Below are 16,625 nucleotides of genomic sequence, written 5' to 3'. Positions count from 1 at the left end.
CACCGCCGGACAATAACGCCCCAATAGCTCAGTCGGCAGAGCGTCTCCATGGTAAGGAGAAGGTCAACGGTTCGATTCCGTTTTGGGGCTCAACAACTGCATGATTTTCAGGCTCCCGCCTTTCAAGCGGGGGCCTTTTTGCTTTTCCTGACTGCCGCTCCCGCCCGCCTATTCCGGGATGCGGAGCGTCAGAATCGCCATGTCGTCGGACGGGGCGTCGGATGCGAAGCGTTCCACCGCACGCAGGACTCGGGACGCGACGGCGCCGGCGGTCATGCCGGTGCAGGAACCGAGCACGTCCGCGAGACCGTCGTCGCCCAACATCCGGGTGCCTTCCCGGCGTTCGGTGACGCCATCCGTGACGCACAGCAGGACATCGCCCGGATTCAGCACCGTGGTCTGCTCGTACAACTCCAGATCGTCCATCACCCCGAGCAGCGGCTGCGGGCTCGCCGCAGGCGCGACCGTTCCGTCGGGCGTGAGGCGCAGCGGCAGCGGATGCCCGGCGCACACCATCTTCAGCAGCGCGCCGCCCTCGGGCTGCGGCCACAACTCCCCGTACAGCAGGGTGATGAAGCGGGAACGGGGACCTTCCTCCAGGATCGCCGCGTTCAGCCGCTCCAGCACGGCGGGGCCGCCCAGGCCCTCCCGCGCCAGAAGGCGCAGCGCGTGCCGGGCCAGGCCCGTGACCGCGGCGGCGAGCGGCCCCGTGCCGCACACGTCGCCGATGGCGAAGCCGTAGGCGCCCTCGCGGATCGGGAACACGTCGTAGAAGTCGCCGCCGACCTCATTGCCCTCGCCGGCGGCCCGGTAGATGACCTCGACGTCGACGCCGTCGATCTCCGGCAGCTCGGGAGGCAGCAGGCTGCGCTGCAACGACTGGCTGATGGCGGTGCGTTCGCTGTAGAGGCGCGCATTGTCCAGGGCCAGTGCGGCCCGGCGGGACAGGTCCTCGGCCAGCTCCAGGATGTCCTGGCGGAAGCGTTCGTCCGTGGGCTTGCCCAGGGCGAGGAGCCCGATGACGCGGTTGCGCGCGATGAGCGGCAGCACCACCGTCTCGCCGCCCACGGCCGCGGCCGTGCCGAGGCCCGTACCAGGCGCGCCCCCGCCGGCCGACGGCAGCTCGCCGAGGGCGAGGCTGCGCAGCGAACTGCGCAGCGCCGTGTTGTGCGCGGCGTCCGCCGGGGCCGTCCAGGGCCGCACCCCCAGGTCGATATCGGGGTCGGGCGGGTCGACGCGGTCCAGCAGGGCCTTGATGCCGTCGATCCGCTCCTCGTCCTCGTGCAGGACGTAGGACAGCACCGGCTCGGAACCCGGCTCGGGAATGGTGTAGACGGCGCACCAGGTGGCCAGCGTCGGGACGGTCATCTGCGCCATGAGGGCCAGAGTCTGATTCCGGTCGAGCGTGCCGGCCAGCAGCTCGGACGCCTCGACGAGGAAGGCGAGCGAGCCACGGCGCAGCCGCTCCAGCTCGGTCAGCCGGGCGGACTCCACGGCGAGCGCGATGCGGTCGGCGGCGAACTGGAGGCGCAGCGCCTCCTCGTTGCTGTACCGGCCGGGCGTCTCGGAGGCGACGCCGAGCGAGCCGGTGAGGCGGCCCTCGACCTTCAGCGGCACGATCACCACGGCGTGCATGCCGGTGCCGGAGAGCAGGGGCACCGCACCGGGCGCCGTCGCGAGGTCCTCGTGGACGGAGGGCATGCGCGCCGAGCCGTAGCGTCCGCTGCCGGTCTCCACGGGAACGCGGGCGAAGCGCTGGCGGGCGGAGGGCAGTCCTGTGGTGGCGCGGACCTCCAGCTCCGTTTCGTCGTCGGTGGCCAGCAGCAGGAACGCGGCATCGCCGTCGAGCATGTCGCGCGCGCGTTCCACCGTGCGCTGGAGGAGGCCGTCGAGGTCGTCCGGGGGAGGGGAGCCGATCAGGGCGTCCAGCGGGTCGCCGCCGGCCCGGTCCAGGGGGTCCGTGCCGTGGACGGGCAGCCGGGACGGGCTCTGGAGGATGGCCCGCTCCTGGTCGCGCACGATGAGGCACACGGTCGACGGCTCGCCTTGGGCGTCGCGGACCCGCAGGTGGCAGGCGTACACGGGAACGGTCCTGCCCTCGGAGTCGCACAGGCCGTAGCTGCCCTCCCAGCGGGACAGGGCCAGAGCCTCGGCAATGCCGGTGCCGGTGCCGGGGGTCTGGGGCCAGGCGGCGAGGTCGGCCAGCGGCTTGCCGACGACCTGCTCCGCGGTGTAGCCGAACAGCTCCCTGGCATCGTCGTTCCAGGCCGTGATGCTGTCGGCCCGGTCCACCTGGACGACGGCCACGCGCACGCGCGTATCGCTGACCGGGAGCGCCTCGGTGGGCAGTACGGGGCCCGCGGAGCGGGTGCCGACCGGCAGTGCCTGCTGGTCGAGGCGGAACCACACGCACTTGTCGGTCGCCGTGTAGTCCACGCCCCAGCGAGAGGCGAGGGCCGCGCACAGCAGCAGCCCGCGGCCTCCCTCGCTGTTCAGGTCGAGCCGGCCGCGGGAGACCTCGGCGAGCGGCAGCTCGCGCTCCGGGTGGCGGTCGACGACCTCGACGCGGACGCCCTCGGGGTCCCGCAGGCAGCGGACGTCCGCCGACGTTCCGGCGTGCACCACGGCATTGGTCACCAGCTCACTGGTGAGGACGACCGCGTCCTCGATCAGGTCGGTGAGGCCCCAGCCCTGGAGCGTGTCCCGGACAAAACCCCGCGCGGTCGCGACCGAGCGTCCAACCGGCTCGAAGGTGGCCGCAGCTCGCGCGGTGATCACGTCACTCCCCCAAAGGTCTGTCGTCGCTACCCGGTGCCGCATGGACAGCCGGAAGCCAGGTTACTGAGGTCGGCCGCCCCCGCGGACAGCGCATCCGCCGATTTCCCCCCGACCGGGAAAACAGTGGTATGCGATGCTGCCGAACTGTTATCGCCCGGTCCGTCGGGAGTGAAACACTGGGAACGCGTGATGTGAAAGCCCTGACCGGATGGTCGACCCGCGGGAGGGACACAGTGGTGTCTGACGGAGCAGTTGCGCGTGCTGGTACGGCTGCACGAGCGAAGAGGTCCAGGAGCGGTGGCACCGTTGAAGTGGATGCTGCTGCCCTGAACCGGCTGCTCTCGGCGCTCGAGGCGATGCGGGACGGCAATCTGCGCAAGCGGCTCACCGTCGCGAGTGAAGGGCCGATGGCGGAGATCGCCGCGGTCTACAACGAGGTTGCCGAGCGCAACCTGCACGTCACCGGCCAGCTGGCGCAGGTGCGGCGGGTCGTCGGCCGCGAGGGGAAGCTGAGCGAGCGCCTGGAGACCGGCCTGTGCGAGGGCGCCTGGGCCAAGGCCATCGACGACGCGAACGACCTGGTGGACGATCTGGCGCGGCCCGTGGCCGAGGTCGGCCGCGTGCTGTCCGCCGTCGCCGAGGGCGACCTGCGGCAGCGGATGGAGTTGCGGGCGCAGGCGGGCAAGGGGCCGGGGCGGCCGCTGCGGGGCGAGTTCCTGCGGATGGGCCGGACGGTGAACGGGCTGGTCGACCAGCTGTCCGAGTTCGCCGACGAGGTGACCCGGGTGGCGAGCGAGGTCGGCACGGAGGGCAAGCTCGGCGGCCAGGCGCGGGTACGCGGCATGACCGGCTCGTGGAAGGACCTCACGGACTCCGTCAACACGATGGCCGCCCGGCTGACGGCGCAGGTCCGTGACATCGCCGGGGTGACCAAGGCGGTGGCGGACGGCGACTTGTCCCGCAAGGTCACCGTGCATGTGGCCGGGGAGATGCAGGAGCTGAAGAACACCGTGAACACCATGGTGGACCAGCTCTCCTCGTTCCAGTCCGAGGTGACGCGGGTGGCCCGCGAGGTCGGCACCGACGGGGTGCTCGGCGGCCAGGCGCGGGTCCAGGGCGTCGCGGGGGTGTGGAAGGACCTGACCGATTCGGTCAACTTGATGGCGGGGAACCTGACGAAGCAGGTGCGGGAGATCGCGCAGGTCACGACGGCCGTGGCGAACGGTGACCTGTCCCAGAAGATCACCGTCAGCGCGAGCGGCGAGGTGGCACGGCTCGCGGACACGATCAATGCGATGACCGGGACGCTTTCGTCGTTCGCCGACGAGGTGACGCGCACCGCCACCGAGATCGGCACCGAGGGGACGCTGGGCGGGCAGGCTCGCGTCCAGGGCGTCGCCGGCGTGTGGAAGGAGCTGACGGACTCGGTCAACACCGCCTTCAGGAACCTGTCGGATCAGGTGCGCGACATTGCGCAGGTCACGACGGCGGTGGCGAACGGCGATCTGTCGCAGAAGGTGACGGTGGACGTCTCCGGCGAGATGCTGGAGCTGAAGAACACCGTCAACAGGACCGTGGATCAGCTGTCCTCGTTCCAGTCCGAGGTCACGCGCGTCGCCCGGGAGATCGGCGACGAGGGCGCGCTCGGCGGTCAGGCGTCAGTGCTCGGGGTGGCGGGGGCCTGGAAGGACCTCACCGATTCGGTGAACACCGCCTTCAGGAACCTGACGGACCAGGTGCGGAACATCGCTTCCGTGACGACGGCGGTGGCGAACGGCGATCTGTCGCAGAAGGTGACGGTGGACGTCTCCGGCGAGATGCTGGAGCTGAAGAACACCGTCAACAGAATGGTCGACCAGCTCTCGTCCTTCGCCGAGCAGGTGACCCGCGTGGCCACCGAGGTCGGCATCGACGGGCGGCTCGGCGGCCAGGCCCGCGTGGACGGCGTCAGCGGCACGTGGAAGGCGCTGACGGACTCCGTGAACCAGATGGCGTTCAACCTCACCGACCAAGTGCGCAATATCGCGCAGGTGACGACCGCCGTGGCGCGCGGCGATCTGTCGCAGAAGATCGAGGTCGACGCCAGGGGCGAGATCCTCGCACTCAAGAACACCGTGAACACGATGGTGGACCAGCTGTCTTCGTTCGCGGAGCAGGTCACGCGGGTTGCGCGGCAGGTGGGTACCGAGGGCAGGCTCGGCGGGCAGGCGCAGGTGTCCGATGTGGCGGGTGTCTGGCGGGACCTGACCGACTCCGTCAACGGTATGGCGTCCAACCTCACCGATCAGGTGCGGAACATCGCGGGGGTGGCGACGGCCGTCGCGCGCGGTGACCTGTCGCAGAAGATCACGGTGGATGCACGCGGCGAGTTCCTGGAGCTGAAGGACACGCTGAACACGATGGTGGACCAGCTGTCTTCGTTCGCGGAGCAGGTGACGCGGGTGGCCCGCGAGGTGGGTACCGAGGGCAGGCTCGGCGGCCAGGCGGAGGTCGAGGGGGTCGCCGGGACCTGGAAGGACCTCACGCAGTCCGTCAACGGCATGGCGAACAACCTGACCTCGCAGGTGCGGAACATCTCGGACGTCACCACCGCGGTCGCGAAGGGCGATCTGTCGAAGAAGATCACGGTGGACTCCAGGGGCGAGTTCCTGGTGCTGGTGACCACCGTCAACACCATGGTGGATCAGCTGTCGTCCTTCGCGGACGAGGTGACGCGGGTCGCGCGCGAGGTCGGCACGCAGGGCCAGCTGGGCGGCCAGGCCGAGGTGCGGGGTGTCTCCGGCACGTGGAAGGACCTGACGGACAACGTCAACCTCATGGCCCGCAATCTGACGGGCCAGGTGCGGAACATCTCGGAGGTCGCCACGGCCGTGGCCAACGGTGACCTGTCGCGCAAGGTCACCGTGGAGGCGCAGGGCGAGGTGGCCGCGCTCGCGGACACCGTCAACCGCATGGTGACGACGCTGTCGTCGTTCGCGGCGGAAGTCACGCGTGTGGCGCGCGAGGTGGGCACGGAGGGGCGCCTGGGCGGCCAGGCGAAGGTGCCGGGCGTCTCGGGGACCTGGCGGGACCTGACCGAGTCGGTGAACTCGATGGCGTCCAACCTGACCGGGCAGGTGCGGAGCATCACCATGGTCACGACGGCCATCGCCAAGGGCGACCTGACGCGCAAGATGGACATCGACGCGCGGGGCGAGATCCAGGAGCTGAAGGAGACCCTCAACACGATGGTCGACCAGCTCTCCCTGTTCGCCGACCAGGTGACCAAGGTGGCCAGGGAGGTGGGCACGCAGGGGCAGCTCGGCGGGCAGGCGCGGGTGCCGGGCGTCGCCGGCACCTGGAAGGACCTGACCGATTCGGTGAACGAGATGGCGGGCAATCTGACCGGCCAAGTGCGCGGCATCGCCCGCGTCGCGACGTTCGTGACGCGTGGTGATCACAATGTGCGCATCGACACCGACGCGGCGGGCGAGATCCTGACCGTTCAGGAGCGGGTCAACGCCATGATCCGGAATCTGCGGGAGGCCACGCAGGCCAACAAGGAGCAGGACTGGCTGAAGGGCAACCTGGCGCGGATCTCGGCGCAGATGCAGGGCAGGCGGGACCTGACGGCCGTCGCCAAGCTGATCATGAGCGAGCTGTGCCCGGCGGTCGCGGCGCAGCACGGCGGGTTCTACCTGTCGGTGCCGGTCGACGGCGACGAGGACCTGGTGACCGGTGCGGGCGACGACGACGCGTACGAGCTGCGCATGATCGCCGCCTACGGCTACGCGCCGGACGCGCAGTCACTGTCGTTCCGGCCGGGGGAGGGGCTGATCGGCACCGCGGCGGCGGAGAGCAGGATTCTGCTGTTCGGTCCGACGCCGGAGGGCTACCTGCGGATCTCCTCGGGCCTCGGCGAGGCGCCGCCGGTGACGGTGATCATTCTGCCGGTGGTGTTCGAGGAGCGGGTGCTCGGCGTGCTGGAGCTGGCGTCGTTCAAGCCGTTCACGCACATCGAGCGGGACTTCCTGACGCAGATGGCGGAGATGATCGCCACGAGCGTCAACACGATCAGCGTCAACACCCGTACGGAAATGCTGCTGAAGCAGTCGCAGGAGCTGGCGACGAAGCTCCAGGACCAGACGGCGGAGCTGGAGCGGCAGCGCCGGGCGCTGGAGGAGTCCAACGCCGAGCTGAAGGACAAGGCGGACCTGCTGGCCGAGACCAACCGCAACATCGAGGTGAAGAACTCGGAGATCGAGGAGGCCAGGCGCGGTCTCCAGGAGCGGGCCGAGCAGCTCGCGGTCTCGATGCGCTACAAGTCCGAGTTCCTGGCGAACATGTCGCACGAGCTGCGCACCCCGCTGAACTCGCTGCTGATCCTCGCCAAGCTGCTCGCCGACAACGCCGAGGGCAATCTGTCGCCGAAGCAGGTCGAGTTCGCCGAGACGATCCACGGCGCGGGCTCCGACCTGCTCCAGCTGATCAACGACATCCTCGACCTGTCCAAGGTGGAGGCCGGGAAGATGGACGTCAGCCCGGCGCGCATCGCCCTGGTGCAGCTGGTGGACTACATCGAGGCGTCGTTCCGGCCGCTGACGGCGGAGAAGAACCTGGAGTTCTCCGTGCGGGTCTCGCCCGAGCTGCCGGCCACGCTGCACACCGACGAGCAGCGGCTCCTCCAGGTGCTGCGCAACCTGCTGTCGAACGCGGTGAAGTTCACGGACACGGGCTCGGTCGAGCTGGTGATCCGCCCGGCCGCCGCTGAGGTGCCGAACGAGATCCGCGAGCAGATGCTGGAGAGCGGTTCCGTGCGGACGGCGGACGCGCCGCTGGTCGCGTTCGCCGTGTCCGACACCGGCATCGGGATCGCCGCGAGCAAGATGCGGGTGATCTTCGAGGCGTTCAAGCAGGCCGACGGCACGACGAGCCGCAAGTACGGCGGCACGGGCCTGGGGCTTTCGATCAGCCGGGAGATCGCGCGGCTGCTCGGCGGCGAGATCCACGCCGCGAGCGAGCCGGGCCGTGGTTCGACGTTCACGCTGTATCTGCCGCTCCAGCCGGCCGAGCTGCCGCCGCCCGGCTACGGGCAGATGGTCAGCGGCACGCTGGCCGTCGAGGCCGGTGGCGCCGCGCCGGCCGCACTCGAAGCTGGCCCGGAGGCGTCGGCCGCCGCCGAGGGCGGGGCGACGGAGGACGCCGCGGAGGCGCGGTCGGCCGCCGAGCGGCAGGAGCGCAAGAACCGCGAGGCGTCGGCCGCGGCCGAGCGCGCCGCCCAGTCGCTGACGCGGCGTCACCGGGAGCGGTTCGCGGAGAACGGGGCTTCGCACGAGCAGCAGGAGCCGGAGGAGGAGCAGGAGCAGGGCCCCGGGCCGGCCGCGGACCGGGAGGCGCTGCGTGCCGTGCTGCGGGACTTCCGCGGGCGGAAGGTGCTGATCGTGGACGACGACGTGCGGAACGTGTTCGCGCTGACCAGCGTGCTGGAGCAGCACGGTCTTCGGGTCCTCTACGCCGAGAACGGGCGGGAGGGCATCGAGGTGCTGGAGTCCAACGAGGACGTGGCGCTGGTGCTGATGGACATCATGATGCCGGAGATGGACGGCTATTCGACGACGTCGGCGATCCGCCGTATGCCGCAGTTCGCGGGGCTGCCGATCATCGCGCTGACCGCGAAGGCGATGAAGGGCGACCGGGAGAAGAGCATCGAGTCCGGGGCCTCGGACTACGTGACGAAGCCGGTCGACACTGATTATCTGATGACGGTGATGAGCCAGTGGATGGAGGCAGGCAGGAAGTGATCCGCCGCATGACCGGCCGTGTGGGGGAACTTTGAGGACGGTGTGCTCGTTCTCGCGGTGCATGCAACGCAGTTCGCCCAGGTGTGGAGTGCGTGGTATCGTGACGCAGCGCAATGTACTGATCACCGGGTGCCTTGCGCTGCTGGTCGCCGAATGAGCGAGCAGGGCGTTTTTTCCGGTATAGCGGGGATCAGGCCGGGGTGTTTTCGGTACCTCGTGACGGGTGAGGGTCCCGTCGGGGGTCACCGCGCGTGCTTGTGGTGAGCACCGCACTCGCTGGCAATGGCGCCGGGGAGGATGTCAACATGTCCGGCACAGGACCGGACGGCGTGAGGGTGCCGTCCACAACGGCGGCGCACGGCCGCGCCGCAGGGGCAAGGAGGACGGGCCATGGTGCAGAAGGCCAAGATCCTCCTGGTCGATGACCGGCCCGAGAATCTGCTGGCGCTCGAGGCGATTCTCTCGGCGCTCGATCAGACATTGGTCCGGGCATCGTCAGGGGAGGAAGCGCTCAAGGCGCTGCTCACGGAAGACTTCGCAGTAATCCTGCTCGACGTTCAGATGCCGGGGATGGACGGCTTCGAGACCGCCGCACACATCAAGCGGCGCGAGCGGACGCGTGACATCCCCATCATTTTCCTCACCGCGATCAACCACGGCCCGCACCACACGTTCCGCGGCTACGCGGCGGGGGCCGTCGACTACATCTCCAAGCCCTTCGACCCGTGGGTGCTGCGGGCCAAGGTGTCGGTCTTCGTCGAGTTGCACATGAAGAACATGCAACTGCGCGAGCAGGCCATGCTGTTGCGCCGCGAGCTGGAGGGCGGCCAGGCGAGCGCGGACACGGAGCGTTCCGCGGGCGGCCTGCTTCCCGAGCTGTCCGCGCGGCTGGCCGCCGTCGAGGAGCAGGCCGAGGTCTTGACCAAGGAGCTGTCCGAGTCGGGCGGCGGGCCGGCCGTGTCCACGGCGGCCCACCTGGAGCGCAAGCTGTCAGGTCTGCGTCGCGCGCTGGACGCGTTGCAGCCCGGCGCCGCGGAGGAGAAGTCCGTGGAGCCGCAGACCGGCTGAGCCGCCGAGCGGCACGTGCTCCGTGCTCAGGACGTGCCGCCCCGGTAACCTCACCTCCATGGCCTCAGGTACGTCCGGCAAGGGTTCCCAGAGCGCGCGCGCCGGGCGCGGTGGGGGCGGAGCCAAGAAGGCGGCGCCCGCGAAGAAGGCGCCCGCGAAGAAAGCCGCGCCCAAGAAGAAGGCTGCTGCCCCGGCGAAGAAGCCCGCCCCGCGGCGGCATATTGCTTTCCGGATCATCCGCGGTATGTGGCTCGGCATTGCGCACCCGGTGGGGGCGCTGCTGCGCGGCATAGGGCGTGGCGCCAAGGGACTGGACCCCGCGCACCGCAAGGACGGCGAGGCGCTGCTGCTGCTCGGCCTCGCCCTCGTGGTGGCCGCGGGCACGTGGTCGAATCTCCAGGGCCCGGTGGGCGAGTTGGTCACCATGCTGGTCACGGGTGCCTTCGGTCGCCTCGACCTGGTCTTTCCGCTTGTTCTCGGCTTCATCGCGGTGCGGCTGATCCGGCATCCGGAGAAGCAGGAGGCCAACGGCCGCATCGTCATCGGGCTCAGCGCGCTGCTGGTGGGCGTGCTGGGGCTGGTGCACATCGCGACGGGCGCCCCGGGGCGCAGTGAGGGCGCGCAGGCCCTGCGGGACACCGGCGGTCACCTCGGCTGGGCCGCGTCCCGCCCGTTGATCGTGGCCGTCGGGGAGCCGCTCGCCGTGGCGCTGCTGACGCTGCTGACGGTCTTCGGGCTGCTCGTGGTCACCGCCACCCCCGTCAACGCCATTCCCCGGCGGCTCAGGCAGGGCGCCATCCGCCTCGGCCTGCTCGCGGGCAACGAGCCGGGCACGGAGACCGAGTTCCTGGTGGAGCGTTACCGCGACGACCCCGAGCCCGTCGGCCCGCCGCCGGACCTGGCCGAACGGGCCGCTCTGGAGAGCCGCCGCAGGGCGCGCCGCGGCGGCGGCCGGGCCGCGTCCCGCGGCGGCGAGGACCCGGTGGACGTGGCGTCGGCCGCGGCCGCCGCGCTGGACGGCGCGGTGCGGCACGGGGTCGACCCCTCGCCGGTGGTGGCCGATCTCAGCAGCCGCGTCGCGGCCGGCCGGCCGGGCGGCGGCGCGGAGAACGGCGGCGCCGGGCCGCGGACGGCCAGGGACGGCGAGGACTCCGGCGGCGTTCCCGACCTGACCAAGAAGGCCCCCGAGCCGTCCGACCCGCTGCCGCCGCGCGCCGAGCAGTTGCAATTGTCGGGCGACATCACCTACGCCCTGCCCGCGCTGGACCTCCTGGTCCGCGGCGGCCCCGGCCGTGTCAGGAGCGCGGCGAACGACGCCGTGGTGGATTCGCTGACGAACGTTTTCACCGAGTTCAAGGTGGATGCCCGCGTCACCGGCTTCACGCGTGGCCCGACGGTGACGCGTTACGAGATCGAGCTGGGCCCGGCCGTGAAGGTCGAGAAGATCACGGCGCTGACGAAGAACATCGCCTATGCCGTGGCGAGTCCCGACGTGCGGATCATCAGTCCGATCCCGGGGAAGTCGGCGGTCGGCATCGAAATTCCCAACAGTGACCGCGAGATGGTCAATCTGGGCGACGTGCTGCGCACCGCCGACGCCGCCGGCGAGGATCACCCGCTGCTGGTCGGACTCGGCAAGGACGTCGAGGGCGGCTACGTCATGGCGAACCTGGCGCGGATGCCGCACATGCTGGTCGCCGGGGCCACCGGCTCCGGCAAGTCCTCCTGCATCAACTGCCTGATCACTTCGGTGATGATGCGTTCCACGCCGGAGGATGTCCGGCTGGTGCTGGTCGACCCCAAGCGGGTGGAGCTGACGGCTTACGAGGGCATCCCGCACCTCGTCACGCCCATCATCACCAATCCGAAGCGCGCCGCCGAGGCCCTCCAGTGGGTGGTGCGCGAGATGGACCTGCGCTACGACGACCTGGCGGCCTACGGGTACCGGCACATCGACGACTTCAACGCGGCGGTGCGGTCCGGCAAGGCCACCCCGCCGCCGGGCAGCGAACGGGAGTTGGCGCCCTACCCGTATCTGCTGGTGATCGTGGACGAGCTGGCGGACCTGATGATGGTGGCGCCGCGCGATGTCGAGGACGCGATCGTGCGGATCACGCAGCTGGCGCGGGCCGCGGGCATCCACCTGGTGCTGGCCACCCAGCGGCCGAGCGTGGACGTGGTCACCGGTCTGATCAAGGCGAACGTGCCCTCCCGGCTCGCGTTCGCCACCTCGTCGCTCGCGGACAGCCGCGTCATCCTCGACCAGCAGGGCGCGGAGAAGCTGATCGGCAAGGGCGACGGGCTGTTCCTGCCGATGGGCGCCAACAAGCCCGTGCGGATGCAGGGCGCGTTCATCACCGAGGACGAGGTGGCGGCCGTCGTCGAGCACTGCAAGGAACAGATGGCGCCGGTGTTCCGCGACGACGTCACGGTGTCCTCGGGGAAGAAGAAGGAGATCGACGAGGAGATCGGGGACGATCTCGACCTGCTGTGCCAGGCGGCCGAGCTGGTGGTCTCCACGCAATTCGGATCGACGTCCATGCTCCAGCGCAAGCTGCGGGTGGGCTTCGCCAAGGCGGGGCGGCTGATGGACCTGATGGAGTCGCGCGGAGTGGTGGGGCCGAGCGAGGGGTCGAAGGCCAGGGACGTGCTGGTCAAGCCCGACGAACTCGATGGCGTGCTGGCGCTGATCCGGGGGGAGACTCCCTCCTAGACAGTCCAGGGGGCACCGGTGGCGGCCATCCGGTTGGCGGACAAATGCCGACGGCCCGGTTGCCCGTTCCTTTCGGACCCCCCCTAGACTTATAAACACAGCACGTGGCTTCACGCTCGAAAGGCGCCCCCGTGTCCAACGGCAACTCTTCCGCCAAGGACCGGCCTTCCGTCGGTCGAATCCTCCAACAGGCGCGCATCGATGCAAAGCTGACCGTGGACGAGGTCAGTTCGTCCACCCGGGTGCGCATTCCGATCGTCCACGCCATCGAGCAGGACGACTTCTCCCGTTGCGGCGGAGACGTGTATGCCCGAGGCCACATTCGCACGCTTGCCCGGGCGGTCGGGGCCGATCCGGCCGAGCTGATGGAGCTGTACAACGGTCAACAGCATCCGGAGCCGCAGCCACTCTCGTCCGGACCACTGTTCGAAGCCGAGCGCATCCGGCCCGAGCCGCGCCGGCCGAACTGGACGGCCGCCATGGTGGCGGCCATCGTCGTGGTCGTCGCCTTCGTCGGCTTCACCTTCTTCACCGGAAGCGAGGAGAACGAGGACCCGGGCACGGTCGCGGAGGGATCGCGCACGGACACGCCGGACCCGCGTGAGACCGGCGCGCCGGAGGCGACGGAGGAGGCCCCCGAGCCGGACGCGCCCGCTCCCTCGGAGAGCGCGGTGGCCGCGGTTCCCCCGGACAAGGTCACCGTCAGGGCGACGGCCGAGGGCGGGTCGAGCTGGGTGTCCGCCAAGGACAGCAACGGACGGCTCCTCTTCGAAGGTGTTATCGAAGAGGGCGATTCGCAGACCTTCAAGGACGACGAGCAGATCGATCTGGTGCTGGGCAATGCCGGAGTCGTTCAGCTCCACGTCAACGGCAGGGAGATCGACGACGACTTCGAGCGCGGTCAGGTCGAGCGCCTGACCTATACGCCGGGCGATCCCAGCGAGGGCTGAGCCGCCGCGGGCGGGGCAGGCGCTGGGCCGGGGACGAAGTAGGCTGAGGGCATGTCCGAACGCCGCACAGTCGCCCTCGTCACGCTTGGTTGCGCCCGTAACGAGGTGGATTCCGAGGAGCTCGCGGGACGGCTGGCCGCGGACGGCTGGGACTTGGTGGCGGACGCGGCGGACGCCGAGATCGCCGTGGTGAACACCTGCGGTTTCGTGGACGCCGCCAAGAAGGACTCCGTGGACGCCCTTCTGGAGGCCGGGGAGCTGAAGACTGCGGCGACCGAAGGCTCGGGCGGCCGTACCCGGGCCGTCGTCGCCGTGGGCTGCATGGCGGAACGCTACGGCAAGGAGCTGGCCGACGCCCTGCCCGAGGCGGATGCGGTCCTCGGCTTCGACGACTACGCCGACATTTCCCAGCGGCTGACGACCATCCTGTCCGGCGGCGCCCACGCGCCGCACGTTCCCCGGGACCGTCGCAAGCTGCTGCCGCTGAGTCCGGCCGAGCGCCAGGGCACGGACGTGGCACTGCCGGGCCACGGTGCCATCGCGGACCTGCCCGCGGGCGTCGCCCCCGCTTCCGGACCGCGCGCGCCGCTGCGGCGCCGCCTCGGCGCGGGCCCGGTGGCCTCGGTCAAGCTGGCCTCGGGCTGCGACCGCAGGTGCACCTTCTGCGCCATCCCCTCCTTCCGCGGCTCGTTCATCTCCAGGCGCCCGTCCGACGTGCTGGGCGAGGCGCGGTGGCTGGCCGGCGAAGGCGTCACCGAGATCATGCTCGTCTCGGAGAACAACACGTCCTACGGCAAGGACCTCGGCGACATCCGGCTGCTGGAGACCCTGCTGCCCGAACTGGCCGCGATCGACGGCCTGGAGCGCATCCGGGTCAGCTACCTGCAGCCCGCGGAGATGCGCCCGGGCCTGATCGACGTGCTCACCGGCACCGAGAAGGTCGCGCCGTACTTCGACCTGTCCTTTCAGCACTCGGCGCCCCGAGTGCTGCGCGCGATGCGGCGGTTCGGCGACACCGATCGCTTCCTCGACCTGCTCGCCACCATCCGGTCCAAGGCGCCGGAGGCCGGGGTCCGTTCCAACTTCATCGTCGGCTTCCCCGGCGAGACCGAGGCCGACCTGGCCGAGCTGGAACGCTTCCTCACCGGCGCGAGACTGGACGCGATCGGCGTGTTCGGCTACTCGGACGAGGAGGGCACCGAGGCTGCCGGGCTCCCGGGCAAGCACGGGCCCGAGGAGATCGCCGACCGGCTGGACCACGTGTCCCGGCTGGCCGAGGAGCTGATCGGGCAGCGGGCCGAGGAGCGGGTCGGCGAGTGGGCCCGCGTGCTGGTCGAGTCGGCGGGCGGCGGCGAGGAGGAGGACGTCCCCGCCGGGCACGAGGTGATCGCTCTCGGCCGCGCCGCGCACCAGGCCCCCGAGACCGACGGGCAGGTCGTGATCACCGTGCCTGCCGGCGGTGTGCCGGAGGCCGCCGGGCCGAGGACCGGGCAGCTCGTCGATGCCGAGATCGTCGCCGCACGGGGCGTCGACCTGGTTGCGGTCCTGCGGCAGGCTGCCGGGGGCAGTCCCGCAGGGGCCGGAAGATGACGGATACGCCGGCCCGGGCCACCGGGAGCGGGCCGGCGGCGGACCGGCCCGCGACTGCCCCGCGGCCGTCCACCGCACCAGCCCTGTGGAACATTGCGAACGTACTTACGATGGTGCGGCTGCTGCTCGTTCCCGGCTTCGTCCTGCTCATGTTCGCTGAGGGCGGACACGATCCGGCCTGGCGGTCACTCGCGTGGGCGGCGTTCACGATTGCCATGATCACCGACCTTTTCGACGGGGAGCTGGCCAGGCGGCACAATCTCGTCACCGACTTCGGCAAGATCGCGGACCCCATCGCCGACAAGGCGATCATGGGAGCGGCCCTGATCTGCCTGTCGGCCCTCTCCGACCTGTCCTGGTGGGTGACAGTCGTCATCCTCGCGCGCGAGCTGGGCATCACGCTGCTGCGCTTCTGGGTGATCAGGCACGGAGTGATTCCGGCCAGCCGGGGCGGCAAGGCCAAGACCCTCACCCAGGGCATCGCCGTCGGCATGTACATCCTCGCCCTCACCGGCCCGCTGGCCTCCCTGCGCTGGTGGGTGATGGCGGTGGCCGTCGTGCTGACCGTGGCGACCGGCCTCGACTACGTGCGGCAGGCGGTCGTGCTCCGGCGGGCCGGGCTGGCCAGGCAGCGGCGCACGGCGGACGGTGCGGCCGGTGGGCAGTAACCAGCGGCCGGCCGAGCCTTCACTGGCCGCTCAGGTCCTGGGCCTGCTGGTCGGGCGCGGCGAGACGGTCGCCGTGGCGGAATCGCTGACGGGCGGCCTGGTGGCGGCGGCCCTCACCGACATCCCCGGCGCGTCCCGTGCCTTCCGCGGCTCGGTCACCGCCTACGCCACGGACGTCAAGCGCGGCGTGCTCGGGGTCGACGGCGCCGTGCTGGACGAGCGCGGCGCGGTGGACGCGGAAGTCGCGCGACAGCTGGCCAGGGGGGTGCGGGAGCTGCTCGGCGCGGACTGGGGCGTGGCCACCACGGGCGTCGCCGGACCCGAGCCGCAGGACGGAAAGCCGGTCGGTACCGTCCACGTAGCGGTTTCGGCGCCCGGAACGGGGGGAGTCGTGGCTCAGCGGCTCAATCTCCGAGGCGACCGGGCCGCGATCCGGGCCGGCAGCGTCCGAGCGGTGCTGGCCCTGCTGCGGAACGAGCTGATTCTCCCCCTGACGGGTGACGCACACCGGGGCGCCGGACGGGGGCAGGATACGGAACAGAACGGAGGGGACGGATGTTTGCAGCCCTGAGTGAACAAGACATCGCTCCCCGCCCGGTTGGAGTCCGAGGCGGTACGGTGGGGCATGAAGCAAGCGAGGCCAACGGTCCGAGGAGGGAGCCACCGATGATCCTGCTCCGTCGCCTGCTGGGTGACGTGCTGCGTCGGCAGCGCCAACGTCAGGGCCGCACTCTGCGCGAAGTGTCTTCCTCCGCACGGGTCTCTCTCGGATACCTCTCCGAGGTCGAGCGGGGACAGAAGGAAGCTTCCTCCGAGCTGCTGTCCGCCATCTGCGACGCGCTCGATCTGCGGATGTCGGAGCTGCTGAGGGAGGTCAGCGACGAGCTGGCCCTGGCAGAGCTGGCCCAGTCCGCCGCGAGCGACACCGTCCCGTCTCTCGGGGTGCCCGCCGGCCGCGGCCTGGAGCGCCCCATGCTCAATCCGGTACGGGTGACGACCGTCTCCCACCGTCCGGAGGAGCACGTCACGATCAAGGCCCCGAGCGAGGCCGTCGACGTCGTCGCGGCCTGATCCGGGG

General features: G+C 70.5%; 9 protein-coding genes and 1 tRNA gene. 9 read left to right on the top strand and 1 reads right to left on the bottom strand.

Translation table 11 applies throughout. The annotated features are described in order from the left end of the window. The first annotated feature begins 17 nt into the window (after positions 1-17). Positions 18-90: transfer RNA gene (locus STBA_RS38260), tRNA-Thr, on the top strand. Positions 91-168: 78 nt separating this feature from the next. Here the strand turns inward: STBA_RS38260 and STBA_RS07525 are convergent. After that, the gene (locus tag STBA_RS07525; RefSeq protein ID WP_077058500.1) at positions 169-2,778 is read right to left on the bottom strand and encodes a SpoIIE family protein phosphatase; all 2,610 of its coding nucleotides are present in this window, start codon (positions 2,776-2,778) and stop codon (positions 169-171) included. Between the two features lie 236 nt (positions 2,779-3,014). Here STBA_RS07525 and STBA_RS07520 point away from each other — a divergent pair, with 236 nt between their 5' ends. The 8 genes from STBA_RS07520 to STBA_RS07485 all read left to right on the top strand — a co-directional run bounded on the left by STBA_RS07520 (position 3,015) and on the right by STBA_RS07485 (position 16,618). Beyond that, on the top strand, positions 3,015-8,558 hold the full coding sequence (locus tag STBA_RS07520) for a HAMP domain-containing protein (protein WP_077063166.1): 5,544 nt from the start codon (positions 3,015-3,017) through the stop codon (positions 8,556-8,558). Positions 8,559-8,948: 390 nt separating this feature from the next. Beyond that, positions 8,949-9,626, top strand: coding sequence for a response regulator (locus STBA_RS07515; RefSeq protein WP_077058499.1), 678 nt, complete (start codon positions 8,949-8,951; stop codon positions 9,624-9,626). A 58-nt stretch (positions 9,627-9,684) separates the two neighbouring features. Next, positions 9,685-12,339 carry a DNA translocase FtsK gene (locus STBA_RS07510; RefSeq protein ID WP_077058498.1) on the top strand — a complete coding sequence of 885 codons (2,655 nt, stop codon included), beginning with the start codon at positions 9,685-9,687 and terminating at the stop codon, positions 12,337-12,339. A 131-nt stretch (positions 12,340-12,470) separates the two neighbouring features. Beyond that, positions 12,471-13,289: a helix-turn-helix domain-containing protein gene (locus STBA_RS07505; protein WP_077058497.1), complete on the top strand. Its 819-nt coding sequence runs from the start codon at positions 12,471-12,473 to the stop codon at positions 13,287-13,289. A 51-nt stretch (positions 13,290-13,340) separates the two neighbouring features. Then, positions 13,341-14,879, top strand: a complete 1,539-nt coding sequence (locus STBA_RS07500; RefSeq protein WP_077058496.1) for a radical SAM protein — start codon at positions 13,341-13,343, stop codon at positions 14,877-14,879. 110 nt (positions 14,880-14,989) lie between these two features. Then, a complete protein-coding gene (gene pgsA, locus STBA_RS07495; protein ID WP_366510753.1) occupies positions 14,990-15,547 on the top strand; it encodes a CDP-diacylglycerol--glycerol-3-phosphate 3-phosphatidyltransferase in 558 nt (185 codons plus the stop codon). Then, positions 15,537-16,118, top strand: a complete 582-nt coding sequence (locus STBA_RS07490; RefSeq protein WP_077063165.1) for a CinA family protein — start codon at positions 15,537-15,539, stop codon at positions 16,116-16,118. The genes pgsA and STBA_RS07490 overlap by 11 nt, the downstream gene beginning before the upstream one ends. 95 nt (positions 16,119-16,213) lie before the next feature. Beyond that, entirely contained in the window at positions 16,214-16,618 is a 405-nt protein-coding gene (locus STBA_RS07485) for a helix-turn-helix transcriptional regulator (protein WP_077058494.1), read from the top strand. The last annotated feature ends 7 nt before the right edge of the window (positions 16,619-16,625 follow it).

It is taken from the genome of Streptomyces sp. MP131-18 (genome assembly GCF_001984575.1).
In the GTDB taxonomy this organism is placed as follows: Bacteria; Actinomycetota; Actinomycetes; order Streptomycetales; family Streptomycetaceae; genus Streptomyces; species Streptomyces johnsoniae.
The sequence above is the reverse complement of the archived record's forward strand: the minus strand, read 5'-3'. Positions and strand labels throughout refer to the sequence as shown.